The sequence below is a fragment of the Amycolatopsis sp. cmx-11-51 genome, from assembly GCF_047608665.1.
Taxonomy (GTDB): Bacteria; Actinomycetota; Actinomycetes; order Mycobacteriales; family Pseudonocardiaceae; genus Amycolatopsis.
This window is the reverse complement of sequence record NZ_JADNQO010000010.1, coordinates 232,683-255,693: the sequence shown is the minus strand read 5'-3', so window position 1 is coordinate 255,693 and position 23,011 is coordinate 232,683. Positions and strand designations below refer to the sequence as shown.

Genomic DNA, 23,011 nt, shown 5'->3' with positions numbered 1-23,011 from the left:
CCCGGTCATCGAGGAGGATGCGGTGCGTACGAGGGTGATCAAGGTGGCCGCCGCGGCCACCGCGCTCGGCCTGGCCCTGTCGGCCTGTGGGTCCACCAAGGACAACGCGCCGGCACCGGGTGCCGGTGGGGCCCGCGGTGGCAAGGTCGGTGCGACGATCCCGTTGCTGGCCTCGCCGTTCTGGCAGGCCTACAACAACTACGTACCACTGAAGGCGAAGGAACAGGGCGTCGACGCGCTGCCGACGGTCAACGCGGACAGTGATTCGGCGAAGCAGATCACCGACATCAACACCTTGCTCAACCAGGGCATCAAGGGGCTTGTCGTGACTCCGCTGGACTCCGCCGCCGTCGTGGCGGGCCTCAAGGCCGCGGAGAACAAGGGTGTTCCGGCGGTGGCCGTCGACGTCGCACCGGAGAGCGGCAAGGTCGCGATGGTGGTGCGCGCGGACAACAAGGCGTACGGCACCAAGGCCTGTGAGGCGATCGGCGCGAAGGTCACTTCGGGCAAGGTCGTGCAGGTCATGGGTGACCTCGCCTCGGTCAACGGCCGCGACCGTTCCGAGGCGTTCCGGCAGTGCATGAAGGCGAAGTCCCCGGACGTCCAGGTGCTGGAGATCGCCGCCGAGTGGAAGGCGGACAAGGCATCGTCGGGTTTGGACAGTCTGCTGACCGCCAACCCGGACATCAAGGCCGTGTACATGCAGGCCGGCGGTGTCTACCTGGCGCCGACGCAGCAGGCCCTCAAACGCAAGAGCCTCTACTTCCCGGTCGGCGACCCTAGGCACGTCGTCCTGGTCAGCAACGACGGCATTCCGCAGGAACTGGCCGCGATCCGCGCCGGCGAACTCGACGCGACCGTCTCCCAGCCCGCCGACGACTACGCCAAGTACGGCATGTACTGGATCAAGAAGGCGATGGCGGGAGAGACCTTCGAGGCGGGGCCGACCGACCACGGCAGCACGATCGTCGAGGTCCGGCCCGGGATACTGGAGGACCAGCTTCCCGCACCCGTGGTCACCAAGGACAACGTGGACGACAAGGCCCTGTGGGGGAACAACCTGTGAGCGCGCTGCCCGCCGGCTCCGCCGCCGTACCGGTGGTCAGCGCACAGGGCGTCGGTAAACGCTACGGCCCGACCGTGGCGCTGTCCGACGTCAGTATCACCGTGCACCCCGGCGAGTCGCACGCGCTCGTCGGCCGCAACGGCGCGGGGAAGTCCACCCTCGTCTCCATCCTCACCGGACTGTCCAAAACGGACACCGGCCGCGTCGAGTTCGGCGGCGTTCCCGCCCCACCGTTGTCCAAACAGGACGAATGGAAGCGCGCGGTCGCCTGCGTGTACCAGCACGCGATGGTCGTCCCGCAGCTGACCGTCGCGGAGAACCTGTTCCTCAACCGCCAGTCCGGTAAAGGTTTCGCGATCGGCTGGCAGCGGTTGCGCCGTCAGGCGCGGGAACTGCTCGACTCGTGGGACGTGCGGGTCGACGTCGACACCCCGGCGGGCGAGCTTGCGGTCGAGGACCGGCAGTTCGTGGAGATCGCGCGGGCGCTTTCCCATGGCGCCCGGTTCATCGTGCTCGACGAACCGACGGCGCAACTGGACAGCCAGGCGATCGAGCGGCTCTTCGGGCGGATGCGCCAGATGCGGGCGAACGGGGTGACGTTCCTGTTCATCTCGCATCACCTCCACGAGGTGTACGAGGTGTGCCAGGCGGTCACCGTGCTGCGCGACGCCAAGCACATCCTCACCGCGCCGGTCTCGGAGGTCGGTCACGCCGAGCTGATCGACGCGATGACCGGTGAGCAGGGCGGGCTTTCCGTCCGCGACGCCTCGGCGCGAGAGGCGCTGGCTTCGGACGCGGACGAGGTCTTGACCGTCGACGGGCTTTCCGGTGCCGGGTTCGACGACGTGACCTTCCGGATCCACCGCGGTGAGGTGCTCGGGCTCGCGGGCAGCAACGCCAGCGGCAAGCACCAGGTCGCCGAAACCGTGTACGGGCTGCGTTCGGCGGCCTCCGGCACGATCCGGGTCGAAGGCGAGTCGTTGAAGCCGGGTGACATCCCGGCCGCGATTGGCGCCGGAATCGGCTGTGTGCCGAGAGACCGGCACCACGAAGGCCTGGTCCTCGAACACTCCATCATGGACAACGCCACACTGTCCATTTTGGACCGAATGGGCAAGGTGGGCCTGGCGTCACCTGGCGCGCGATACGAGCGGGCGTCCAAGGCACTGAAGGACTACGGCATCGTCGCGGCCGACGCCGACCAGCCGGTGTCCGACCTTTCCGGCGGCAACCAGCAGAAGGTCGTCCTGGCCCGCGCGCTGGCCGGGGACCCCCGGCTGGTCGTGCTGATCAACCCGACCGCCGGCGTGGACGTGAAATCGAAGGAGGCACTGCTCGCGGTCGTCGACCGGGTGCGGGCCGAGGGCAAGGCGGTGCTGATCGTCAGCGACGAGCTGGACGATCTGCGCCTGAGCGACCGGGTGCTGGTGCTGCGCGCCGGTGCGGTGGTCGCCGAACACCGGGCGGGCTGGTCCGACGGCGATCTGGTGGCTGACATCGAAGGAGTCGAGCCTTGATAACAGGCCCAACAACGTCCTTCGCGGCCTCGCCGAAACGCCGGAAGTTCCGCTGGCTGCGCGAACTCGCGCTGGTGCCCGCCCTCATCGTGGTGCTGATCATCGGAGGACTGATCAGTGACACGTTCCTGACCTTCGGCAGCATCGTCGGCATCCTGTCCGCCTCGGCGGCACTGTCGATGGTGGTGCTTGGCGAATCGCTGGTCCTGCTCACCGGGAAGTTCGACCTTTCGCTGGAATCCACCATGGGCATGGCACCCGCGCTGGGCGCGATGCTGGTGATCCCGGTGGCGTCTTCGGGCTTCGGCACCGAACTCCCCGGTTTCGCGGGTATCCTTGCCGTGCTGGTGGCCGGTGCCGCCATCGGTTTCGTGAACGGGTTCCTGATCGTCAAGCTGAAACTGAACGCCTTCATCGTCACGCTGGCGATGCTGACGGTGCTGCGTGGCACGCAGATCGGCTCCACCCAGGGGAAGACGCTGTTCGACCAGCTGGACGTGTTCACCGCGCTGGCGACGACCACGTTCATCGGGCTGCCGATGTCAGTGTGGCTGGCCGCGGCATTGTTCACCGTGTTCGGGCTGGGGCTGCGCTATCACCGGATCGGCCGATCGCTGTACGCCATCGGCGGCAACCGGGAAGCCGCGCGGGCCGCGGGCATCCGCGTCGACCGGATCTCGTGGGGTGTGTTCGTCGTGGCCGGTGTGCTGGCCGCGCTCGGCGGGCTCGCGTACACGGGGTACGTCGGCGCGCTCGGCGCGGATCAGGGCGACGGATTGATCCTCCAGGTGTTCGCCGCTGCGGTGATCGGCGGTGTCTCACTGGACGGTGGGAAGGGCACGCTGGTGGGGGCGCTCACCGGCGTCCTGCTCCTGCAGACGGTCACCAACCTGCTGCAGGTGGCGCAGGTGCCACCCGAGTGGCTGAAGGCGATTTACGGCGTGATCATCCTGGTCGCGTTGATCATTTCCCGCTATGCCGGCGGGAAGGCCCAGACCTAGCCGGCGGATGCAATGAACGGTCCGTTCCTTGCAAAATTTGCAAGGAACGGACCGTTCATTGCACGCCGCGAGACGGTTCGAGGACCCTAATGGAGGAAGTTGTGTCAGGAAGCTTCGGCGGCCACGGTCGGGTCGTCGGCGGTGCCGAGGGCGTTGCGGAGCCACTGCTCGACCCCGGCCACGTGCACGGTCGCCCACGAACGCGCCAGTTCGGGTTCGCGGGCGGCGATGGCCTCGTAGATCGCCGAGTGCTGCTCGCGGGTCTTCGCGACCGCGCCCTCCTGCGTGAGCCCGCGCCAGATGCGGGCACGCGCGGTGGGGCCGGAGAGGCTGTCCAGCAGCGAGCACAGCACCGGATTGCCGGAGCCGTCGGCGATCTTGCGGTGGAACTGCAGGTCGTTCGCGACCAGCGCTTCCACGGTCGGCGAGTCGGCCAGTTCGTCGAGCAGGCGGCCTAGTTCCGCGATGTCCTCGTCGTTCATGTGTATCGCCGCCATCGCCGTCGCGGCCGGTTCGAGGATCCGGCGGACGGCGAGGAAGTCCAGCACGGTGTCGTCGCGGTGGAAGTCCACCACGAAGGTCATCGCGTCGAGGAGGAGATTCGGTTCGAGGCTGGTGACGTACGTTCCGTCGCCCTGGCGGACGTCGAGCACGCGGATCAGGCACAGCGCCTTCACCGCTTCGCGCAGCGAACTGCGGGACAGACCGAGCCGCTGGGCCAGTTCGGCCTCCTTCGGCAGCCTGTCGCCTGGAGCAAGCTCGCCGGAGATGATCATGTCCTTGATCTTGTCGATCGCGACATCGGTGACCGGCATGTTCCACCGCCCTCCCCGAAGACCTCGGATGTTTGAGTGTTAGTTGACAGAGTGCCATGTTTCGAGCTGAGGAGGCGCGGTGACCCACGGTGTCGCACTACAAAGAGTGGCACTCCACACCCGGCTGAAGCCGGGGAAGGAGGCCGAATACGAGTCGGTCCACGCCGTCATCCCGGTCGATCTCGACGAAGCGCTGAGGTCCGCGGGGGTGCGCTCGTGGCGGATCTGGCGTGACGGTCTCGATCTGTTCCACCTGGTAGAAGTCGAGGACTACGCGAAGATGCGCGCGACACTGCGCGATCATCCGGCCAACATTCCCTGGCAGGCGCGGATGTCCGAACTGCTCGACGTCGAAGACGACTACTCGGGTAACGATTCGGGTATCGGCCTGGTTTGGGAGCTTCCGTGAAGATCTCCCTGTCCCCACTGGGGCTCGGCTGCGCGCAGCTGGGCAATCTGTACCACGCCATCACCGACGAGACGGCCGAAGCGACCGTCCGGCAGGCGTGGGACGAAGGCATCCGGTACTTCGACACCGCCCCGCACTACGGTCTCGGCCTGTCGGAACGACGGCTGGGCGCGGCGCTTTCGTCGCGTCCGCGTGCGGACTTCGTGGTGTCGACCAAGGTCGGCCGCGTGCTGGAACCGGATCCCGGCGGCGCTTCGCGGACCGACAGCCAGGGTTTCGTCGTGCCGGCGGCCTACAAACGGCGCTGGGACTTCAGCCGCGAGGGGATTCTCCGGTCGCTTGAGGACAGTCTGGAGCGGCTCGGGCTCGACCGAGTGGACGTCGTCTACGTGCACGACCCGGACGAGCACTTCGAAGACACCGTCAACGGCGCTTTCCCCGCGCTGCTCGAATTGCGGGAACAGGGTGTCGTCGACGCCATCGGGGCAGGGATGAACCAGGCGCCGATGCTCACGGAGTTCGTCCGCCGGTTCGACCTCGACGTGATCCTGCTGGCAGGCCGGTACACCCTGCTCAACCAGCCCGCCCTCGACGATCTCCTGCCGCTGTGCGCGGAACGTGGGGTCGACGTGGTGGCCGGTGGCGCGTTCAACGCCGGGATCCTCGCCACGGCGTCACCCGGCACGATGTACGACTACGCCGAGGCTCCGGCCGAACTGGTCGAGCGGGCACAGCGGATCGCCGAGGTCTGCGAGCGGCACGGTGTCGAACTTCCCCAGGCCGCCTTGGCGTTGCCCGCCGCGCATCCGGCGGTGGTGTCCGTCGTCGTCGGCGCGCACGATCCCGGCCAGGTCCGGCTCAACGCCGAACGGTTCCGTCGCCCGGTGCCGCGCGAGTTGTGGACGGACCTGATCCGTGCGGGACTGTTGCGAGAGGACACCTCGCTGCGGCCGGAAGGACAGTCGTGATCGACGCGCACCACCATCTCTGGGATCCCTCGCGACGGCACTACCCGTGGATGACGGGCGCGGCGCTGGACCCGATCCGCCGTCCGTACACAGTGGACGATCTCCACGCGGTGACCGAGATGGCGGGCGTGCAGGGGACCGTCCTGGTGCAGACGGTCTCGTCGGAGGAGGAGACGCACGAGTTCCTTTCCGTCGCCCGTGCCGAACCGCTGATCGCGGGTGTCGTCGGCTGGGCCGATCTCACGGCGCCCGATGTCGCCGATCGTCTCGCCGCGTTTTCCGGCCCCCTGGTGGGAATCCGGCATCAGGTCGAGGACGAGCCGGACCCGTCTTGGCTCACGCGGCCCGACGTTCTGCGTGGCCTCGCCGCTCTCGGTGAGGCCGGGCTGGCGTACGACCTGTTGGTGAAGCCAGCCCAGCTTCCGGCGGCGCTCGCCGCGGCTTCCACCCTGCCGGACCAGGTCTTCGTGCTCGACCACGCCGCGAAGCCGCCCATCTCCTCGGGGGAATGGCAGCCGTGGGCGGACGGTGTCGCGGCGTTGGGAGAGCTGGACAACGTGTACTGCAAGCTTTCGGGGCTGGTGACCGAGGCCGACTGGGCACAGTGGAAGGCCGGACATCTGGCGCGCTGGGCCGAACACGTGCTGGAGTCCTTCGGGGCTTCGCGGCTGATGTTCGGCTCCGACTGGCCGGTCTGCGAACTCGCGGCCGCGTACGAGGTCGTCGTCGACACGGCGTTCTCGCTGACCGGCTCGTTGAGCGACGCGGAGCGGTGGGAATTCTTCGAGGGGACCGCGCGGCGGGCTTATCGCCTCTCGTGAGCCATGTGGTCCTGTCGCGCGGTTGCCCACCCGCGCCCAGCAAGGAAGGGGGCCTGGCTCATCCACCCCCGGCCGGAACCGGAGACGGAAGAAGTGGGCGGGCTCGGGGACCGGGCGCCTGCGAACCGCCGATCAACGACCTGTGGCAGGGGGAAGAAAGCTCAGAATTCGTCCTGCTTGACCATCGTCCGCAGGCGGGCCAATGCGCGGTGCTGCGTCACGCGCACGTTGCCGGCGGAGATCCCGAGCGCCTCGGCGGTTTCGGCGGCGGAGAGGCCGACGGAGATACGGAGGGCGAGGATCTCCTGCTGCACTCGCGGAAGAGTGGAGAGCAGGCGGTTGAGCCGGGCACCGAGGTCGAGATGCAGGGCGTGCGTTTCGGGCTCGTTGTCGCCGATGGGTCGTTCCGGCAGTTCGGGCACCGGCTCCGACCGGTCGCGGGAGACCGCGCGATAGGCGTCGGCGACCTTGTTGGCCGCGATCGCGTGCACGAGATAGAGGAACGAACCGCCGCGATCCTGGTAGCCGGGCAGTGCTTTCAGCACGGCCATGCACACTTCCTGCGCGACGTCGTCCGCCGACAGGTAGGACAGGTCGCGGCCGCCCATTCTGGCGCGGCAGTAGCGGACCACGACGGGCCCGATCATCCGCAGCAGCGATTGAACGGCGGCGGGATTCCCGTCACCCGCGTCCTTGACGAGGGGATCGAGGTCCTCCTTCGTCAGCCGTCCGCCCGGTCGAGGCAGGTTCTCCGGAGTCGTGTACCCGGGGACCGCATCGGGGGTAACGGTTCTGGACGCGCTGGAAAGTGTCTGCATGGTCGTCCTCCCCGGCCGACCCTGTGACCGTCGCTGTCGAGGGGTCAACAATCCGTAACGATTGAGGGCGGCGGATACTCCGTAAGATCAGATCCATCCACCGCCGTTGCGACGCAGCGTAATCGTAGGCGTCGATCGAACGGCAGTAAAGATTTCAACTAGAGATAGCCCATTCGCCGGAGTCGGCTTAACACAACCGAGACTCCGCGTCAGGAAAAACGCGGGTCGTGATCGCAGGATGTGTGCGGCCTTTAGCGCACCGCGATCAAAGCGGCCGCCGTCGCTACGACGAGTGCAGACGCGGTGACGGCGAAGGCGGGGTTAAGAGGTTTCGGGGTTTCCGCCCTGCGCAGTACCCGTTCACGAAGCGAACCGATGACGACCAAAGTGATCACCATGGCGCCTGCGAACACGACCGGGATGACCGTCGTCCCCCAGCCTCGCCGGGCGGCCAGGTGCAGGAGCAGGAGTGTGCAGGCAGTAGCCGCGAGCGCGGTCCGGCGCCAGGCCAGTCCCGTCCGTTCCGCTTGCGCTCCGTGATTGCCCGAACTCACGAGAGGACCATCAGTGCCGCGGCGGTCAGGGTGATCGCGAAGATCCCGGCCGTCAGTAAGACCAGCATCCCGCTCTTCGGTAGCGGCCGCCCCGCACGCATCGCCGACTGCACTCGCCGCCAGCGCGGATACGCGCTCGCCGCGAGCACGGCGGCCAGTACGACGCAGAGACTCGCGAGGACGGTGCTCAGCGCGGTCGGGTCGGGGACCAGCTGGTGCACGGCGACGCCGCCGGCGAGCAGGCCCAGCGCCGTCCGAAGCCAGGCGAGGAAGGTCCGTTCGTTGGCGAGCGTGAATCGGTAGTCGGGTTCCGAACCGCCTTCGTGCGGTCCGTTGATCTCTGCCACGCGACGAACAGTAGGCGCTGCTGGAGTAAGTCTGCTCGCGCCCAGGCGGTTCCTGACGGCACGGGCGGATGCGGCCGAGTAGCGCCTACGCATTCCGGCGCGCGAAGACCCACCAGCGAAGGACCGCGAAGCGCGCGATGCCGCCTACGACGCTGGCCGCGAGCAGGGCACCCGTTTGCTCCAACGCGGTCGGCTCGGTGATCACCGCATCGAGGGACGCGAGCACGATCGAACCGTACGCGGCGTAAAAGGCGAACGTCACCAGGTCCTGGAAGTGCCGCCTGCCCGCATGACTCTTCCGGGTGGCGAAGGTGACCTGGCGGTGGAACTCGGTGTTCCCGACGGTCGTGACCGCGAGCGCGACCAGGTTGGCCACCTGAGGTCCGAGGACCGGTTGCAGGAGGAGGAAGAGCACCGCCTGCAGGCCGGTTGCGACGACACCGGCGACGACGTACCAAGCGGCATGGTGGCCGAGTTCGTGGTGCCGTTCCGGCGCGCGCCGGATGATCCGGTGTCCTGGCGCCCACCTGGTGGTGGTCATGACGACGACGCTACTCCTCGTTTCACAAACTTGTGAAGCCGGTAAACCCGCTGGGGCCTGTGATCCCGGCGACAGTGCCGTCGTTTGGCCGCCGAAGTCATCGGGTAGGCCACAGGGGCCGGGCGAATACAGCACGACCCGGCCGACGTCCGATGAGGAGGGAGCGGCCGATGAGTGACCGCGAGACCGCAGAGCCGGAAACGTTGCCTCCCAGTGAGGCGCTCGACGAGGACGAACTCAGTGTCGATCCGCTCGAGGAAGGCGTTGAGCCGCCTGAACACTGGAGTGGGGCCGACCGGTTCGGGACCACGCCCGCGGAGGTCCGCGAAGGGGAATCCCACGCCATGCGGCTGGCCGAAGAGGAGCCGGACGTGGGCGAAAAATGATCTTCACCCAGGTGGCAGGCCATGCCGCGACCCCTGGCGTGGTCCGCCAGTGCAAGACGCGCCGAAGGAAAGGCAGAGATGCTTACAGTCACCGAAGCCGCCGCTGAGGCGATCACCGCACTGACCGGGCAGGAAGACGGGCAAGACGGAGGCGGGCTGCGGTTCGCGATGCATTCCCAGCAGGGAGACAGTCCCCAGCTCGCGGTTTCCGTCGCCCCCGAGCCGGAGAGCGGCGACAAGGTGGTCGGCGCCGACGGCGGCCCGAAGGTGTACTTGGAACCCGAAGCGGCCGCATTGCTCGACGACAAGGTGCTCGACGTTCAGCAGGACGAGACCGGCGAAGTCGCCTTCGCCGTACTCCCGCAGGCTCAGCCCCAGTCCGGCAGCTGAGCCCGGCGAGTTCAGGCTTTCAAATCCGGGACCAGGCACGGACCAGTTCGCCGGCCCGCTCGCGCAGAAGCTCTGCGGCGTGCGCACGCGCGTGGTCGAGCGAAGGCGCGTGGTCGATCAGGGCGGCGCTGCCCACGACTCCGAGGCCGGCGAGCTGGCTCTCGTCCAGCTGAATCCGCCCGGCAAGCACCATCAGTGGCACCGCGTGCTCCCGCGCGCGGGCCGCGATGCCGGCCGGGGCCTTGCCGTCGAGACTCTGCTCGTCCAGTGAGCCCTCACCGGTGATGACGAGGTCGGCGCGTTCGATGGCGTCGGCGACCCCGGTGAGCCCGGCGATGAGCTGGAAGCCCGATTCGACCGTCGCGCCGAGTCCCGCGATCGCACCGGCGGCGACCCCGCCGCCCGCTCCCGCTCCGGGGATGTCGGAAACGTCGGGAGTCCCGGCGTTCCGCAACGCTTGCGCCCAGCGGGCCAAGGACTCGTCCAGCCGCTCGATCTCGTGCGGGCCCGCACCCTTCTGGGGACCGAAGATCGCGGCCGCGCCACGCGATCCGAGCAGCGGGTTCGTCACGTCCGTGGCGACGGCGACCGTCACGTCCCCGAGCCGTTCGCGTGCCGGGCCGAGTTCGGCCGAGGCGACGCGGCTCAGCGTGCCGCCACCGAGTCCGACGGGTGCGCCGAACGCGTCGAACACCCCGGCGCCCAGCGCCGCCAGCATCCCGGCGCCGCCGTCGGTGCTCGCGGTTCCGCCGACGGTCAGCACCAGCCGCCGCGCGCCGTTGTCGAGCGCGTGCGCGAGGAGTTCGCCGACGCCCCAGGTGTGCGCGGCCAGCGCCACTTCCGGGCTCGGCTCCACGAACTCGATTCCGCACGCGCGGGCCGACTCGATGTAGGCCGTCCCGTCGAGCAGCACGTAGCGGGCGTCGACGGTGTCCTCGAGCGGCCCCCGGACCGGGAGTTCCACGAGGCGGCCACCCGCCGCGACGAGGACGTCGAGCGTTCCCTCGCCGCCGTCGGCGACCGGACAGGAGGAAACCTCGGCCTCGGGCAGTGCGTCGCGGACGCCGTGGGCGATCGCCTCCGCGGCCTCGACCGCGGTCAGGCTTCCCTTGAACTTGTCGGGCGCGATGACCACACGAGTCATGGACGAACCTCCGTCAGCGGGTTTCCGCCGGTGAGCACCGACGCGACGTTTTCGGCCGCGAGCACGGCCATGGCGGTACGGGTCTCGACCGTCGCCGATCCGAGGTGGGGCGTCAAGACGACGTTTTCGCGGGCGAGCAGGCGTGGCTCGACCTCGGGTTCGGCCTCGAACACGTCGAGCCCCGCTCCGGCGATCTCGCCTGCTTCGAGCGCGTCCGCCAGCGCCGCCTCGTGGACGACCCGACCGCGCGTGGTGTTGATCAGGTACGCGCCCGGCCTCATCGACTTCAGCGCGCCCGCGTCGATGAGGTGCCGGGTCTCCGGCGTCAGGGGGCAGTGCAGGGAAACGACATCGGAGCTTTCCAGCAGTTCGTTGCGGGACACGTACTTCGCGCCCAAGGTCTTCTCGACGTCTTCGGCGGCCCGCGACCGTCCTGTGTAGACAATCCGCATGCCGAACCCGAGTGCCCGCCGCGCGACCGCCTGCCCGATCTGGCCGAGCCCGACGATTCCGAGCGTCTTGTCCTGCAGTCCGGAACCGAGCAGGAAACCGAGGTGGAACGACCACGGAGTGCGCGAGCGGATCACCCGTTCGCCCTCGCCGAGGCGTCGCGTGACCGCGAGGATCAGCCCGAACGCCAGATCCGCGGTGGCGTCGGTGAGTACGCCGGGGGTGTTGGTGACGGTGATCCCGCGTTCGGCCAGCGCCGGGACGTCGATGTTGTCGTAGCCGACGGCCACGTTCGCCACGACCTTCAGTCCCGGCCCGGCCGCGTCGGCGACCACGCCGTCTATCCGGTCGTGCAGCATGCCGACGACCGCGGAGGCGCCTTTGACGAACTCGCGGAGCTCTTCCGGCGTCAACGGCCGGTCGGCGCGCGACAGTTTCACCTCCCCGGCTTCGGCGAGCACTTTCAGCGCTTCGTCGGGAATCCACCGGGTCACCGCGGTCGTCGAGGTCACTTCCTCAGCCTAGTGTGCGGCAGTTGGTATCCCAACCGTGAGAATCCCCGTGATGAGGGAGGCGCTTCCCCTGTGCGGGGGAGTCTTCACCGTCGGGCCTCCCGGGACCGTGGTAAGTGCGGAAAAGTTCCGCGACCAGGGGATACCAGGGGTGAAAATGAAACGATCACGAGCACTGGCGGCCGTCGGTGCCGCGATGGTCCTCGCCGCGACTCTCGCCGCCGCCGGTCCGGCATCGGGTGCGGAGGAGGGCGGCGGGAAGCCGGCCGAACCGAGTCTGGTCGGCAGCGCCAAGATGCTGCGGAAGGGTGGCGACGACGTCCGGTTCGCCTTCGACGCCCACGGCCTCTATCCGAACAGTCGCGGGACGTTCCGGGTGAGCCACGTCGGCGAGGGCTTCTCCGGCTACTTCCAGGGGATCGTCGACTGCCTGGTGGTCGGCGGCCCGGTCGCCGTGGTCACCGGCATCGTCAAGGACGCGAACGTTCCCAGGCTCAAGGACCGCCGGGTCGGGATGACGGTGTACGACCACGGCAGGTCCTGTGGTCTGTGAAGGCCTCCTTGAGGGACTCTGGGTCCCTCAAGGAGGCCTTCATGCCGTGTCGGTGGGGGTGATTGGTGTCCGCAACAGAGCTGCTGGTGGGAGTCCGGGCTTGGCATCGCTGGCGCCCGCAAGGCCGAGCGGGGAGGATTTGGGGCGTTCAACGTCCGGAATTTTCCCACTCGGGCGTGTGCCGGAGGGGGCATGTCTCTGAACCTCTGTTGATCAAGCTTCGCGACCGGTGTGATCGCGCGACGATGGAGGAATGGGGGCACAGCCGCCTGACCGGCAAGACCTCACCTTTGCCGAGGCCCTGGCGCTAGGCGTAGGAAGGGGGCCTTCACGTACTTCAAGCGGGCAAGTGTCGCGACCGGCACCTTCACGCAGCCGGCTCAAAGAAGGAGTGCCCGACTGGCTCCGCTGTGCTATGTTCATATGAAGAACATGTGTGCGCGATACGAACAAGCCGGGAGTGGGGATGGCGGAGCTGCTGTCGTTGAAGGAGGCCGTGGCACGGCTGGTGCGCGACGGGGACACTGTCGCGCTCGAGGGCTTCACGCACCTCATCCCCGTAGCCGCGGGCCAGGAGATCATCCGTCAGCGCCGCACCGGCCTGACGCTGGTCCGTATGACCCCGGACATCGTCTACGACCAGCTCATCGGCGCGGGCTGCGCGAGCAAGCTGATCTTTTCCTGGGGCGGCAATCCCGGTGTGGGCTCGCTGCATCGTTTCCGCGACGCGGTCCAGCACGCGTGGCCGGTGCCACTGGAGATAGAGGAACACAGCCACGCGGGCATGGCGAATCGGTACGTCGCCGGTGCGTCGGGGCTGCCGTTCGCCGTGCTGCGCGGCTACACCGGCACCGATCTCCCCGCCAAGACGGCCACGATCAAGCCCATCACCTGTCCCTTCACCGGTGAGCAGCTCGCGGCCGTCCCCGCGCTCAACCCGGACGTGACGATCGTCCACGCCCAGCGCGCCGACCGGTCCGGCAACGTCCAGATCTGGGGCATCACGGGTGTGCAGAAGGAGGCGGTGCTGGCGGCGAAGCGATCGCTCGTCACCGTCGAGGAGGTCGTGGACGCACTGGAGCCCCGGCCGGGCGCGATCGTGCTGCCGTCGTGGGCGGTCACGGCCGTCGCCGAGGTTCCCGGCGGCGCGAGGCCGTCGTACGCGGCGGGGTACTACGAACGGGACAACGACGCCTACCAGGCATGGGACGCGATCGGCCGGGACAGGGAGAGCTTCACCCGCTGGCTCGACGAGCTGACTGGAGTGAAGGCATGACCGAGTACACCTCCGACGAGATGATGAGCGTCGCCGCCGCTCGCGCGCTCGGTGACGGGATGTCCTGTTTCGTGGGCATCGGCCTGCCCAGTACGGCGGCCAACCTCGCCCGCCGCGGGCACGCGCCGAACCTCACGCTGATCTACGAATCCGGTTGCCTCGGCGCCAAACCGAGCCGGCTCCCGTTGTCCATCGGCGACGGCGAACTCGCCGACACCGCGGACGCCGTGGTCAGCGTTCCCGAGGTCTTCAACTACTGGCTCCAGCCCGGCCGGATCGACGTCGGCTTCCTCGGCGCCGCCCAGCTGGACAAGTTCGGCAACATCAACACCACCGTCATCGGCCCGGACTACGCCAACCCCAAGGTGCGGCTGCCAGGGGCGGGCGGGGCACCGGAGATCGCCGCGTCCTGCCGCGAGGTGTTCGTGGTGCTGCGGCAGAGCACCCGCACGTTCGTCGAGAAGGTCGACTTCGTGACGTCGTTCGGCCACGGCACCGGCAAGGGCGACCGCGAGCGGCTCGGGCTCCCCGGCGCCGGGCCGACGCTGGTGGTCACCGACCTCGGCCTGATGCGGCCCGACCCGGAGACCGCCGAGCTCACGCTCACCGAACTGCATCCCGGAATCGAAGTCGATCAGGTCGTCGAGGCGACAGGGTGGAAACTGAAAGTGGCGGGCGACGCCGGAACCACCCCGGCGCCGACCGAGGCGGAACTCCGCATCCTCCGAGACCTCAAAAGGGCGAGCGCATGACCGACGTCTTCCTGTTCGACGCCATCCGTACCCCGTTCGGCAAGTACGGCGGCGCCCTGTCCGGGGTCCGGCCGGACGACCTCGCCGCCACCGTGCTGCGGGCCCTGGGTGAGCGCAACGACCTCGACCCGGCCACCGTGGACGAGGTCGTGCTCGGCGACGCCAACGGCGCGGGCGAGGACAACCGCAACGTCGCGCGGATGGCGGCGTTGCTGGCGGGCTGGCCGACGACCGTCCCCGGCGCGACCGTGAACCGGCTGTGCGGTTCCGGTCTCGACGCGGTCATGCAGGCGAGCCGGTCGATCCAGGTCGGTGACGCTTCGCTCGCCGTCGCGGGCGGGGTCGAGTCGATGAGCCGTTCGCCGTTGGTCATGCAGAAGCCGGAGAAGGCCTTCCCCGCCGGCAACCAGACGTTGCACTCCACCGCGCTGGGCTGGCGCATGGTCAACCCGAAGATGCCCGAGCAGTGGACGGTTTCCCTCGGCGAGTCCACCGAGCAGCTCGCCGAGCGCTACGGCATCGGCCGCGACGAGCAGGACGCGTTCGCCGTCCGCAGCCACGTCAACGCCGCCCGCGCCTGGGACGAGGGGTTCTACGACGACCACGTCGTCCCGGTCGCGGGCGTCGAACTCACCCGTGACGAAGGCATCCGGCCGGACTCCAGCTTGGAGAAGCTGGCGAAGCTCAAGCCCGTGTTCCGTCCACAAGGGACGGTCACGGCCGCGAACGCGTCGCCGCTGAACGACGGCGCGTCCGCGTTGCTGCTCGGTGACGAGGCCGCCGGGAAGCAGCTGGGAAAGGCGCCGCTGGCCAGGATCGCGGGCCGGGGCGCGGCGGGCGTCGATCCCGACGTCTTCGGCATCGGCCCGGTCCGCGCGGCCGAGATCGCCTTGGAGCGCGCCGGGATCGGCTGGGACGACCTGGCGGCGGTGGAACTGAACGAGGCCTTCGCCGCGCAATCACTGGCCTGTCTGCGCGACTGGTCGAAGCTCGACCCGGAAATCGTGAACGTGAACGGTGGCGCGATCGCGATCGGGCATCCGCTGGGCGCCTCCGGCGGCCGGATCCTCGGCACGCTCGCCCACCACCTGCGCCGCACCGGCGGCCGGTGGGGGCTGGCGGCCATCTGCATCGGCGTCGGCCAGGGGCTGGCCGTCGTCCTCGAAGCTCACTGACCGGCGCCTGGAGGAGGCACACGACATGTCCGCACCCGCAGAACTGAGGCTCCCGAGCTACCGGCGCGACCCGGAGGGAACGCATCCGCCGCTCGACTACGCCGGGTACCGGTCGACGGCGCTGCGCCACCCCCAGGAACCGCTGATCGTGCTCCCGCACCTGCTGACCGAGGTCACCGGGCCGGCGCTGGGGCCGGGGCGGATCGGCGAGTTCGACAACGACCTCACCAAGGGGCACGCGGGCGAGCCGCAGGGACAGCGGATCATCGTCACCGGACGGCTGCTCGACGGCGACGGGCGGCCGATCCGGGATTCGCTCGTGGAGATCTGGCAGGCGAACGCGGGTGGCCGGTACCGGCACACCGGAGACCGGTGGCCGTCGCCGGTGGACCCCAACTTCGACGGAGCGGGCCGGACACTGACCGACGGCGAGGGACGCTACACCTTCACCACCGTCAAACCGGGCGCGTACCCGTGGAAGAACCACGACAACGCCTGGCGGCCGGCGCACATCCACTTCTCCGTCTTCGGCAGCGCGTTCACCCAGCGGCTGGTCACGCAGATGTACTTCCCGGAAGACCCGCTGTTCTCGCAGGACCCGATCTTCAACTCCATCCCGGACGAGAAGGCGCGGCAGCGGATGATCGCGCGCTTCGACCTCGACCGCACCGAAGCCGAGTGGGCGCTGGCCTTTCAGTTCGACATCGTCGTGCGTGGCCGCGAGGCGTCGGTCTTCGAGGACGAGGAGGACGAGCACTGATGCCGGAGACGACGCCTTCCCAGACCGTCGGCCCCTACCTGTCCATCGGCCTGCCGTGGCCCGACGGGCCGGACGTCGTCCCGGCGGACGAACCGGCCGCGATCCGCATCCACGGCAGGGTCCTCGACGGCGCGGGTGACCCTGTCCCGGACGCGATGATCGAAACCTGGCAGGCCGACGCCGACGGCCGGTTCAACCACCCCGACGACCCGCGCGGAGCCGTCGCGAGCGGGTTCCGGGGCTTCGGGCGCTGCCCGACCGATCCGGGCGGGAACTACGAGATCCGGACGATCATGCCCGGCGTACTGCCCGGTCCGGCGGGCAGCACGCAGGCGCCGCACATCGACGTCTCGGTGCTCGCGCGCGGTCTCCTGCACCGCGTCGTCACCCGGATCTACTTCGAGGACAACGACAACTCCGAAGATCCGGTGCTCGCCTCGGTCCCGGAAGCACGCCGGAGCACGCTGATCGCCACCAAGACAGGCGACGGCTACCGGTTCGACATCCGGTTGCAGGGCCGAGGGGAAACGGTGTTCTTCGATGTCTGAGCCGGTGAAGGTGCACAGCATCGCGGAAGGACCCGTGGACGGTCCCGTCGTGGTGTTCAGCGGGTCGCTCGGCAGTGACCACCGCATGTGGGAACCGCAGATGAAACCCTTGGTGGAGCAGGGTTTCCGGGTGATCCGCTACGACACCCGCGGGCACGGCGCCTCTCCGGTCCCGCCCGGGCCGTACGCGCTCGAGGACCTCGGCGGCGACCTGCTCGCGCTGCTCGACGAGCAAGGCGTCGGAAGCGCTCATTTCGTCGGGCTCTCGCTCGGTGGGATGACCGGGATGTGGCTGGGCGTGAACGCGCCGGACCGGATCAAGAGCCTCACGCTGTGCTGCACGTCCGCGAAACTTGGGCCGCCGGAGAGGTGGGCGGACAGGGCGAGGGCGGTCCGGGAGAACGGCACCGGATCCGTCGCCGAATCCGGGGTCGGCCGCTGGGTGACCGCCGGTTACGCCGCCGCCCGTCCCGACCAGGCGAGGTTCTTGCGCGAGATGATCGCGAGTGTCCCCGCCGAGGGATACGCGGCGTCCTGCCAGGCCATCGAACGGATGGACCTCGTCGGCGATCTGCCCAAGATCGCGGCGCGGACCCTGGTCATCGCCGGGGCCGAAGATCCGGCCACCCCGGTCGAGCACGCCGAAGTGATCGCGGGCGGCATACCGGACGCGCGGCTCGAGGTCGTCGAAGGCGCCGCTCATCTGGGGAACTTCGAACAGCCGGAGCGGTTCACCGCGCTGATCCTCGAACACCTGGAGGTGGCCCGATGAGCGAAGACCCCTATGAGACCGGGATGCGGGTGCGCCGCGAAGTCCTCGGCGACGCGCACGTCGATCGCGCGGTGGCCCGCACCACCGAGTTCAGCCGCCCGTTCCAGGACTACATCACCCGGGGCGCGTGGGGGTCGGTCTGGTCCCGCGACGGACTCGACCGCAAGACCCGCAGTTGCGTCACCCTGGCCGCGCTCACCGCGCTGCACGCACACGACGAACTCGCCATGCACGTCCGGGCCGCCGTCCACAATGGACTCAGCGCGCAGGAGATCTCCGAGGTCCTGCTGCACACCGCCGTCTACGCGGGTGCCCCGGCCGCCAACGCGGCGTTCGCCGTCGCCCAGCGGGTGCTGGCCGAACTCGGTGAGCCTGCCGCTCAGGAAGAGGGTGACGGTTAGGGTTCTCGTATGGACGAAGGCGAGGTGACCGAGCGCGGAGCGCATCATGTCCAGTCGCTGGAACGCGGACTGGCGGTGATCAAGGCGTTCAACGCGGACGCGGCGGAACTCACGCTGAGCGACGTCGCCCGCTCCACCGGGCTGACCAGGGCGGCCGCCCGCCGGTTCCTGCTCACCCTCGTCGACCTGGGGTACGTGCGCACGGACGGCAAATACTTCTCGCTCACCGCGCGGGTCCTCGAACTCGGCTACTCATATCTGTCGAGCCTGTCGCTGCCCGAGGTCGCCCAGCCGCATCTGGAACGGCTGTCCGCCGAGGTACACGAGTCGAGTTCGGTGTCGGTGCTCGAAGGCCTGGACATCGTTTACGTCGCGCGCGTAGCCGTTTCGCGGATCATGACCGTCAGCATCAACGTCGGCACCCGCTTCCCGGCCCACGCGACGTCGATGGGGCACGTCCTGCTGGCCGACCTCGAAGGTGACGACCTGCACGGCTACTTCGACGCGGCCAAACTCGAGAAACTGACCGCGCGCACGCTGACCAGGCGAAAAGACCTGATCGCCGAACTCGAGCGGGTCTACCGGCAGGGGTACGCGATGGTCGACCAGGAGCTCGAAGAGGGCCTCCGCTCCATCGCCGCGCCGATCCGGGACCGGCGTGGCAAGGTCGTGGCCGCGGTCAACCTCTCCACCCACGCCAGCCGCACGACGCCCGAGTCGGTCGAGCAGGAACTGCTGCCGTCGCTGCTCAACGCGGCGAAAGCCATCGAGACCGACCTGGCCTCCGCGCCGCCGACCAAGGCAGGGCATGGCTGAGACCGCCGGGCTGCTGCTCGCGGCCGGGGCCGGCCGCCGGTTCGGCGGGCCGAAGGCACTGGCCGTCCTCGACGGTGAGCCGTTCGTCGTCCGCGCGCTGCGAGTGCTCACCGACGCCGGTTGCGCACCGGTCCGGGTGGTGCTGGGCGCCTCGGCCGAGGAAGTCCGCGCGCTCCTGCCCGACTCCGAGGCCGCAGTCGTGGCCGAGGACTGGGAATCCGGCCTGGGCGCGTCACTGCGCGCGGGCCTGAGGGCACTGGAAACCACTGCCGCGGAAGCCGCCGTCGTGCATCTCGTGGATCTGCCCGGCGTCAGTGCCGGAGTGGTGCACCGGGTCGCGGACAAGGCCGACGAGGACACCGTCGCGCGGGCGGCCTACGACGGCGTCCCCGGCCATCCCGTCGTGCTCGGCCGCCGTTGGTGGCCGGAGATCGCGGCGGGCACGTCCGGGGACAAGGGCGCACGCGACTGGCTGAAGGGACGCCCGGAACTGCGGCTCGTCGAATGCGGCGACCTCGGCACCGGGCACGACGTGGACCGCCGCGAGGATCTTCCAGGCTGATCTCGCACTCTCCGAGGCTTACGATCGGGAAGTGACCGTCGAATCGCCGGAGAAACTGGCCGAAGCCCTCGAAGCGGTCGGCTACCTCGCCGACGACGGCATCGCCACGGCCGGATTCCTTGCCCTGCGGCTCGGCCGCCCGTTGTTCTGCGAGGGCGAACCGGGCACCGGCAAGACCTCACTCGCCTTGGGACTGGCCGAAGCACTCGGCATGCCACTCATCCGGCTTCAGTGCCACGAAGGCATCGACGCCGCCCAGGCGTTGTACGAGTGGGACTTCCCCCGCCAGTTGCTGCATCTGCGGGCGCTCGAAGCCGCCGGTGACGGCGGCCTCGACGTCGAGGCCGCCGAGCAGTCCCTTTACACCGAACGATTCCTGCTCTCCCGGCCACTGCTGAAGGCGTTGCAGATCGCGCCGTGCGTGCTGCTGGTCGACGAGATCGACCGCGCCGACGACGAGTTCGAGGCGTTCCTGCTGCAACTCCTCGACGAGAACGCCGTCACCATTCCCGAGTTCGGCGAGGTGCGCGCCGAGCATCCGCCGCTCGTGGTGCTGACCTCGAACCGGACCCGGGAAGTTCACGACGCGCTCAAGCGCCGTTGTCTTTACCACTGGCTCGAACATCCGGACCTCGGCCGTGAGATCGAGATCCTGCGACGCAGGATCCCGAACCTCGGCGAAGGGCTCGCGGCGCAGGTCGCGAACGCGGTGCACCGGCTCCGGGCGATGGAACTGCTGAAACCACCCGGGGTGGCGGAATCCCTCGACTGGGCTCAGGCGCTCCTAGCGCTGGAAGTGTCCGAACTGGACGCCGCGGCGGCGGCGCGGACGCTCGGTGCGGTGCTCAAGTACAGCGAAGACCTCGACCGGGTCCGCGCCAAGCTGGACAAACTGCTCACCTGACCTGGTCAGCGCCGCCGTAGTGCCGGGTCGAGCAGCGACGGCGGGGTATCCATCTTTTCGTCCGGGGCGAGGTCCACACCGGGAGCGACGATCTCGTCGATCGCGTCGAGGACGTCGGACGGCAGCACCGTGTCCGCGGCGGCGAGCTGGGATTCCAGGTGCTCCAGGGTGCGCGGCCCGATGATCGCGCTGGTCACGGCCGGATGCGCGGTCACGAAGCCGAGCGCGAGCTGGATCAGCGTCAGACCGGCCTCGTCGGCGACCTTGGCCAGCCGTTCGACGGCTTCGAGCCGGGCCCGGTTCGCCGGGATGGCCAGGTCGAAGCGCTGCGGCCGGACCTTCGAGCGGTTGGTGGTGATCTCCTGCCCCGCGCGGACCGCGCCCGAAAGCCAGCCCGAGGCGAGCGGGCTCCACGCCAGCACGCCCAGCCCGTATTCCTCGGTCACGGGCAGCACATGCGTTTCGATGCCGCGCTGCAGGATCGAGTAGCTGGGCTGCTCGGTGACGTACCGGCTCAGGCGGTGTTCGCGGGCGGCCCACTGTGCCCGCACGACGCGGTAGGCGGGGAACGTCGACGAACCGAAGTAGCGGATCTTCCCCGCGTGCTGGAGATCGGTCAGCGCCGAAAGGGTCTCCTCGTCGCTGGTCTTCGGGTCCCAGCGGTGGATCTGGTAGAGGTCGACGTGGTCGACGCCGAGGCGGCGCAGGCTGTTGTCCAGTTCGGTGACCAGCCAGCGCCGTGAAGCGCCCTGATGGTTGCGGTCGCCGCCCATCGGCATGGTCGCCTTCGTGGCAAGCACGATGTCCTCGCGGCGTCCGGTGATGGCTCTGCCGACCATTTTCTCCGACTCGCCGGCGCTGTACAGGTCGGCGGTGTCGACGAGGTTGATCCCGCCTTCGAGGGCGGCGTCGACGATGGCGGTGGCCTCGTCCTGGGTGGTGCGCCCGATCGCGCCGAAGTTCATCGCGCCGAGCGCGAGGGTACTGACCTGCACGCCGGTCCGGCCCAAGGTGCGGTACTGCATGACGGTGTCCTCCATGGCAGGATGAGCAAGCGGAACGTTGCTCCGCTAACGATATGGAACACTGTTCCGCTTGGCAAGCATGGTGGAGGATGCCGCGTGGTGAGTGAAGAAGGCGCCAAATCCAAACGCGCGGACGCCCGGCGCAACGAGAAGACCCTGCTCGACGCGGCCGCCGCCGTTTTCGTCACCTCGGGCGTCGAGGCGCCGGTCCGCGACATCGCGGCCAAGGCGGGCGTCGGGATGGGCACCATTTACCGGCACTTCCCGACCAGGGCGGATCTCATCATCGCCGTCTACCGGCACCAGGTCGACGCCTGCGCCGAGGCCGGGCCGGAGCTACTGGCGTCGAGCGATTCCCCGTACGAGGCGTTGCGACGCTGGATCGGCCTCTTCGTCGATTTCCTGGTCACCAAACATGGCCTCGCCGCCGCGTTCCAGTCGGACAACACCGGCTTCGAGCCGTTGCACGCCTACTTCCTCGACAGGCTCCTGCCCGCGTGCACGACGTTGCTCGACGCCTCGGCCGAATCCGGCGAGATCCGCTCCGATCTGCAGGCGATCGAAGTCATGCGAGGCGTCGGGAATCTCTGCATCGGCGCCGACAGCGATCCCCGCTACGACGCGCGCCGGATGGTCGGGGTCCTCATCGCCGGACTGCGCGTCACGACCTGACCGTTCAGCATCTTCAGGAAGCCGTTCTCGTAAGCCACGGGATCGGCGTCGTAGCCGACGTTCTGCGAAGTTCCCTCCGGCGTCACGTAAGTACGGCCCGCCGCGGCGCCGTCCTGCCTTACGTCGACCTTCGCCTGCCGCAGCTTCACCGGGCTCACGGCGTCGAACACCTCGGACGAGACGAGCGTGTCCCACCAGAACGCGGTCCCGTCCTGGACGTACGGGACGAGATCGGGCTGGGTGACGATGGAGTGCACCAGCTTCGCCTCCGCGGTCCGGGCTTCGCGGCCCAATCGCTCCACATAGGACGGTGTGATGGGGACGTCGTTCGTGGCATCCAGCGGAACGATGTCGACGCGGCGGATCCCGGCGAAGACCTTGTCCGCCGAAGCGGGGTCGAGCCACATGTTGACTTCCTGGGTTCCGTCGAACTTCCCCGCGTCCGGGCCGAACACGTTGCCGGGGACGTCGAAGGCACCGCCCATCACCGAAAGCCGTGAAATCCGCTGCGCCACACCGGGAACGGCCATGGCCTTCGCGACATTCGTGAGCGGACCGGTCGCGATCACAACGACTGGCTTCGCCGACTTGAGTACCGTCGCGGCGAGCAGCGCCGACGCCCGGACCCGCGACGGACGGTGCGAAACCCCCGCGTCACCGAGTGCGCCGTTGAGGATGCTCTCGGTCCACGCACGGCTGTCGGCGGGCATCGGGTTCACGCCGGTGTCGGATCCGTCCGCGACCGGAATGCCGGAGAGTCCGCACTTCCCGAGTGTCGTCCGCACGTGGGTCAGCGCGCGTCCGGGAATTCCCGCGCCGTTGTTGGTGACGGTGACGGCGCGCAGATCGACGCGGCGGTGTTTGTGGGCCTGGCACAGATACGCGAGTGTCGCGATGTCCGCGAAATCGGAGTCGCCGTCGAACACCACCGGGACCGGGGCGGGCGGCGGGGTCGCCGAGGCGGCCGGGGCGGCGGCCGCGCCGAGGGCGCAGGCGAGCAGGGTGGCGAGCACGGCACGGGACGGGAACATGGCGTCACCGTAGCGAGGATTCCCG

General features: G+C 68.9%; 29 protein-coding genes. 20 read left to right on the top strand and 9 right to left on the bottom strand.

All coding sequences use genetic code 11. The features are described 5' to 3' along the window. The first annotated feature begins 22 nt into the window (after positions 1-22). From ACM6LU_RS28995 to ACM6LU_RS28985, 3 genes are read left to right on the top strand one after another with little or no spacing between them, the layout of a single operon-like run. Positions 23-1,066 carry a sugar ABC transporter substrate-binding protein gene (locus ACM6LU_RS28995; RefSeq protein ID WP_414940950.1) on the top strand — a complete coding sequence of 348 codons (1,044 nt, stop codon included), beginning with the start codon at positions 23-25 and terminating at the stop codon, positions 1,064-1,066. Beyond that, complete coding sequence (locus tag ACM6LU_RS28990; RefSeq protein WP_414940949.1) at positions 1,063-2,583, top strand: sugar ABC transporter ATP-binding protein; 1,521 nt, start codon at positions 1,063-1,065, stop codon at positions 2,581-2,583. The genes ACM6LU_RS28995 and ACM6LU_RS28990 overlap by 4 nt, the downstream gene beginning before the upstream one ends. Further along, positions 2,580-3,584, top strand: a complete 1,005-nt coding sequence (locus tag ACM6LU_RS28985) for an ABC transporter permease (protein ID WP_414940948.1) — start codon at positions 2,580-2,582, stop codon at positions 3,582-3,584. The genes ACM6LU_RS28990 and ACM6LU_RS28985 overlap by 4 nt, the downstream gene beginning before the upstream one ends. Before the next feature lie 104 nt (positions 3,585-3,688). Here ACM6LU_RS28985 and ACM6LU_RS28980 read toward each other — a convergent pair whose 3' ends face one another. Further along, positions 3,689-4,399, bottom strand: a complete 711-nt coding sequence (locus ACM6LU_RS28980) for a FadR/GntR family transcriptional regulator (protein WP_414940947.1) — start codon at positions 4,397-4,399, stop codon at positions 3,689-3,691. Positions 4,400-4,505: 106 nt separating this feature from the next. On the opposite strand from ACM6LU_RS28980, the gene ACM6LU_RS28975 reads away from it, so the two are divergent. From ACM6LU_RS28975 to ACM6LU_RS28965, 3 genes are read left to right on the top strand one after another with little or no spacing between them, the layout of a single operon-like run. Continuing rightward, positions 4,506-4,808, top strand: a complete 303-nt coding sequence (locus ACM6LU_RS28975; protein WP_414940946.1) for an L-rhamnose mutarotase — start codon at positions 4,506-4,508, stop codon at positions 4,806-4,808. After that, positions 4,805-5,776, top strand: a complete 972-nt coding sequence (locus ACM6LU_RS28970; protein ID WP_414940945.1) for an aldo/keto reductase — start codon at positions 4,805-4,807, stop codon at positions 5,774-5,776. The genes ACM6LU_RS28975 and ACM6LU_RS28970 overlap by 4 nt, the downstream gene beginning before the upstream one ends. Further along, a complete protein-coding gene (locus tag ACM6LU_RS28965) occupies positions 5,773-6,597 on the top strand; it encodes an amidohydrolase family protein (protein ID WP_414940943.1) in 825 nt (274 codons plus the stop codon). Before ACM6LU_RS28970 ends, ACM6LU_RS28965 begins: the two co-directional genes overlap by 4 nt. A gap of 161 nt (positions 6,598-6,758) precedes the next feature. On the opposite strand, the gene shbA is transcribed toward ACM6LU_RS28965, so the two are convergent. The 4 genes from shbA to ACM6LU_RS28945 all read right to left on the bottom strand — a co-directional run bounded on the left by shbA (position 6,759) and on the right by ACM6LU_RS28945 (position 8,857). Next, a complete protein-coding gene (gene shbA, locus ACM6LU_RS28960; protein WP_414940942.1) occupies positions 6,759-7,415 on the bottom strand; it encodes an RNA polymerase sigma factor ShbA in 657 nt (218 codons plus the stop codon). A gap of 251 nt (positions 7,416-7,666) precedes the next feature. Then, positions 7,667-7,969 carry a DUF202 domain-containing protein gene (locus ACM6LU_RS28955; protein WP_414940941.1) on the bottom strand — a complete coding sequence of 101 codons (303 nt, stop codon included), beginning with the start codon at positions 7,967-7,969 and terminating at the stop codon, positions 7,667-7,669. Beyond that, positions 7,966-8,316, bottom strand: coding sequence for a YidH family protein (locus ACM6LU_RS28950; RefSeq protein WP_414940940.1), 351 nt, complete (start codon positions 8,314-8,316; stop codon positions 7,966-7,968). The genes ACM6LU_RS28955 and ACM6LU_RS28950 overlap by 4 nt, the downstream gene beginning before the upstream one ends. Positions 8,317-8,401: 85 nt before the next feature. Then, entirely contained in the window at positions 8,402-8,857 is a 456-nt protein-coding gene (locus ACM6LU_RS28945) for a GtrA family protein (RefSeq protein ID WP_414940938.1), read from the bottom strand. A gap of 170 nt (positions 8,858-9,027) precedes the next feature. Here ACM6LU_RS28945 and ACM6LU_RS28940 point away from each other — a divergent pair, with 170 nt between their 5' ends. Together ACM6LU_RS28940 and ACM6LU_RS28935 are read left to right on the top strand one after the other, a co-directional pair. Beyond that, entirely contained in the window at positions 9,028-9,243 is a 216-nt protein-coding gene (locus tag ACM6LU_RS28940) for a hypothetical protein (RefSeq protein WP_414940937.1), read from the top strand. 78 nt (positions 9,244-9,321) lie between these two features. Then, positions 9,322-9,633, top strand: a complete 312-nt coding sequence (locus tag ACM6LU_RS28935) for an iron-sulfur cluster biosynthesis protein (RefSeq protein ID WP_414940935.1) — start codon at positions 9,322-9,324, stop codon at positions 9,631-9,633. A gap of 19 nt (positions 9,634-9,652) precedes the next feature. Here the strand turns inward: ACM6LU_RS28935 and ACM6LU_RS28930 are convergent, their stop codons facing one another. Then, positions 9,653-10,777, bottom strand: a complete 1,125-nt coding sequence (locus ACM6LU_RS28930; RefSeq protein ID WP_414940934.1) for a glycerate kinase — start codon at positions 10,775-10,777, stop codon at positions 9,653-9,655. Next, entirely contained in the window at positions 10,774-11,739 is a 966-nt protein-coding gene (locus ACM6LU_RS28925; protein ID WP_414940933.1) for a 2-hydroxyacid dehydrogenase, read from the bottom strand. The genes ACM6LU_RS28930 and ACM6LU_RS28925 overlap by 4 nt, the downstream gene beginning before the upstream one ends. Before the next feature lie 157 nt (positions 11,740-11,896). On the opposite strand from ACM6LU_RS28925, the gene ACM6LU_RS28920 reads away from it, so the two are divergent. The 11 genes from ACM6LU_RS28920 (at position 11,897) to ACM6LU_RS28870 (ending at position 20,258) form a co-directional block, all read left to right on the top strand. Then, positions 11,897-12,292, top strand: a complete 396-nt coding sequence (locus ACM6LU_RS28920; RefSeq protein ID WP_414940932.1) for a hypothetical protein — start codon at positions 11,897-11,899, stop codon at positions 12,290-12,292. Between the two features lie 466 nt (positions 12,293-12,758). Continuing rightward, positions 12,759-13,568, top strand: a complete 810-nt coding sequence (locus tag ACM6LU_RS28915) for a CoA transferase subunit A (protein ID WP_414940931.1) — start codon at positions 12,759-12,761, stop codon at positions 13,566-13,568. Beyond that, entirely contained in the window at positions 13,565-14,320 is a 756-nt protein-coding gene (locus ACM6LU_RS28910) for a CoA-transferase subunit beta (protein WP_414940930.1), read from the top strand. Before ACM6LU_RS28915 ends, ACM6LU_RS28910 begins: the two co-directional genes overlap by 4 nt. Further along, positions 14,317-15,495, top strand: coding sequence for a thiolase family protein (locus ACM6LU_RS28905; RefSeq protein ID WP_414940929.1), 1,179 nt, complete (start codon positions 14,317-14,319; stop codon positions 15,493-15,495). The genes ACM6LU_RS28910 and ACM6LU_RS28905 overlap by 4 nt, the downstream gene beginning before the upstream one ends. A 25-nt stretch (positions 15,496-15,520) precedes the next feature. Beyond that, the gene (gene pcaH, locus ACM6LU_RS28900; protein WP_414940928.1) at positions 15,521-16,255 is read left to right on the top strand and encodes a protocatechuate 3,4-dioxygenase subunit beta; all 735 of its coding nucleotides are present in this window, start codon (positions 15,521-15,523) and stop codon (positions 16,253-16,255) included. Next, positions 16,255-16,803, top strand: a complete 549-nt coding sequence (gene pcaG, locus ACM6LU_RS28895) for a protocatechuate 3,4-dioxygenase subunit alpha (protein ID WP_414940927.1) — start codon at positions 16,255-16,257, stop codon at positions 16,801-16,803. The genes pcaH and pcaG overlap by 1 nt, the downstream gene beginning before the upstream one ends. Then, positions 16,796-17,575 carry a 3-oxoadipate enol-lactonase gene (pcaD, locus tag ACM6LU_RS28890; RefSeq protein WP_414940926.1) on the top strand — a complete coding sequence of 260 codons (780 nt, stop codon included), beginning with the start codon at positions 16,796-16,798 and terminating at the stop codon, positions 17,573-17,575. The genes pcaG and pcaD overlap by 8 nt, the downstream gene beginning before the upstream one ends. Continuing rightward, the gene (gene pcaC, locus ACM6LU_RS28885; protein ID WP_414940925.1) at positions 17,572-17,976 is read left to right on the top strand and encodes a 4-carboxymuconolactone decarboxylase; all 405 of its coding nucleotides are present in this window, start codon (positions 17,572-17,574) and stop codon (positions 17,974-17,976) included. The genes pcaD and pcaC overlap by 4 nt, the downstream gene beginning before the upstream one ends. Before the next feature lie 9 nt (positions 17,977-17,985). After that, a complete protein-coding gene (locus ACM6LU_RS28880) occupies positions 17,986-18,792 on the top strand; it encodes an IclR family transcriptional regulator C-terminal domain-containing protein (protein WP_414940924.1) in 807 nt (268 codons plus the stop codon). Next, complete coding sequence (locus tag ACM6LU_RS28875; protein ID WP_414940923.1) at positions 18,785-19,354, top strand: nucleotidyltransferase family protein; 570 nt, start codon at positions 18,785-18,787, stop codon at positions 19,352-19,354. Before ACM6LU_RS28880 ends, ACM6LU_RS28875 begins: the two co-directional genes overlap by 8 nt. 31 nt (positions 19,355-19,385) lie before the next feature. Next, entirely contained in the window at positions 19,386-20,258 is an 873-nt protein-coding gene (locus tag ACM6LU_RS28870) for an AAA family ATPase (RefSeq protein WP_414940922.1), read from the top strand. A 5-nt stretch (positions 20,259-20,263) separates the two neighbouring features. Here the strand turns inward: ACM6LU_RS28870 and ACM6LU_RS28865 are convergent, their stop codons facing one another. After that, positions 20,264-21,283, bottom strand: a complete 1,020-nt coding sequence (locus ACM6LU_RS28865; protein WP_414940973.1) for an aldo/keto reductase — start codon at positions 21,281-21,283, stop codon at positions 20,264-20,266. Positions 21,284-21,382: 99 nt separating this feature from the next. Between ACM6LU_RS28865 and ACM6LU_RS28860 the strand changes: the two genes are divergently transcribed. After that, positions 21,383-21,955 (top strand): TetR/AcrR family transcriptional regulator, encoded by a 573-nt coding sequence (locus tag ACM6LU_RS28860; protein WP_414940972.1) that lies wholly within the window; start codon positions 21,383-21,385, stop codon positions 21,953-21,955. On the opposite strand, the gene ACM6LU_RS28855 is transcribed toward ACM6LU_RS28860, so the two are convergent. Then, positions 21,898-22,986, bottom strand: coding sequence for a nucleoside hydrolase (locus ACM6LU_RS28855; protein ID WP_414940921.1), 1,089 nt, complete (start codon positions 22,984-22,986; stop codon positions 21,898-21,900). The two genes, ACM6LU_RS28860 and ACM6LU_RS28855, sit on opposite strands and share 58 nt — an antisense overlap. Positions 22,987-23,011 lie beyond the last annotated feature (25 nt).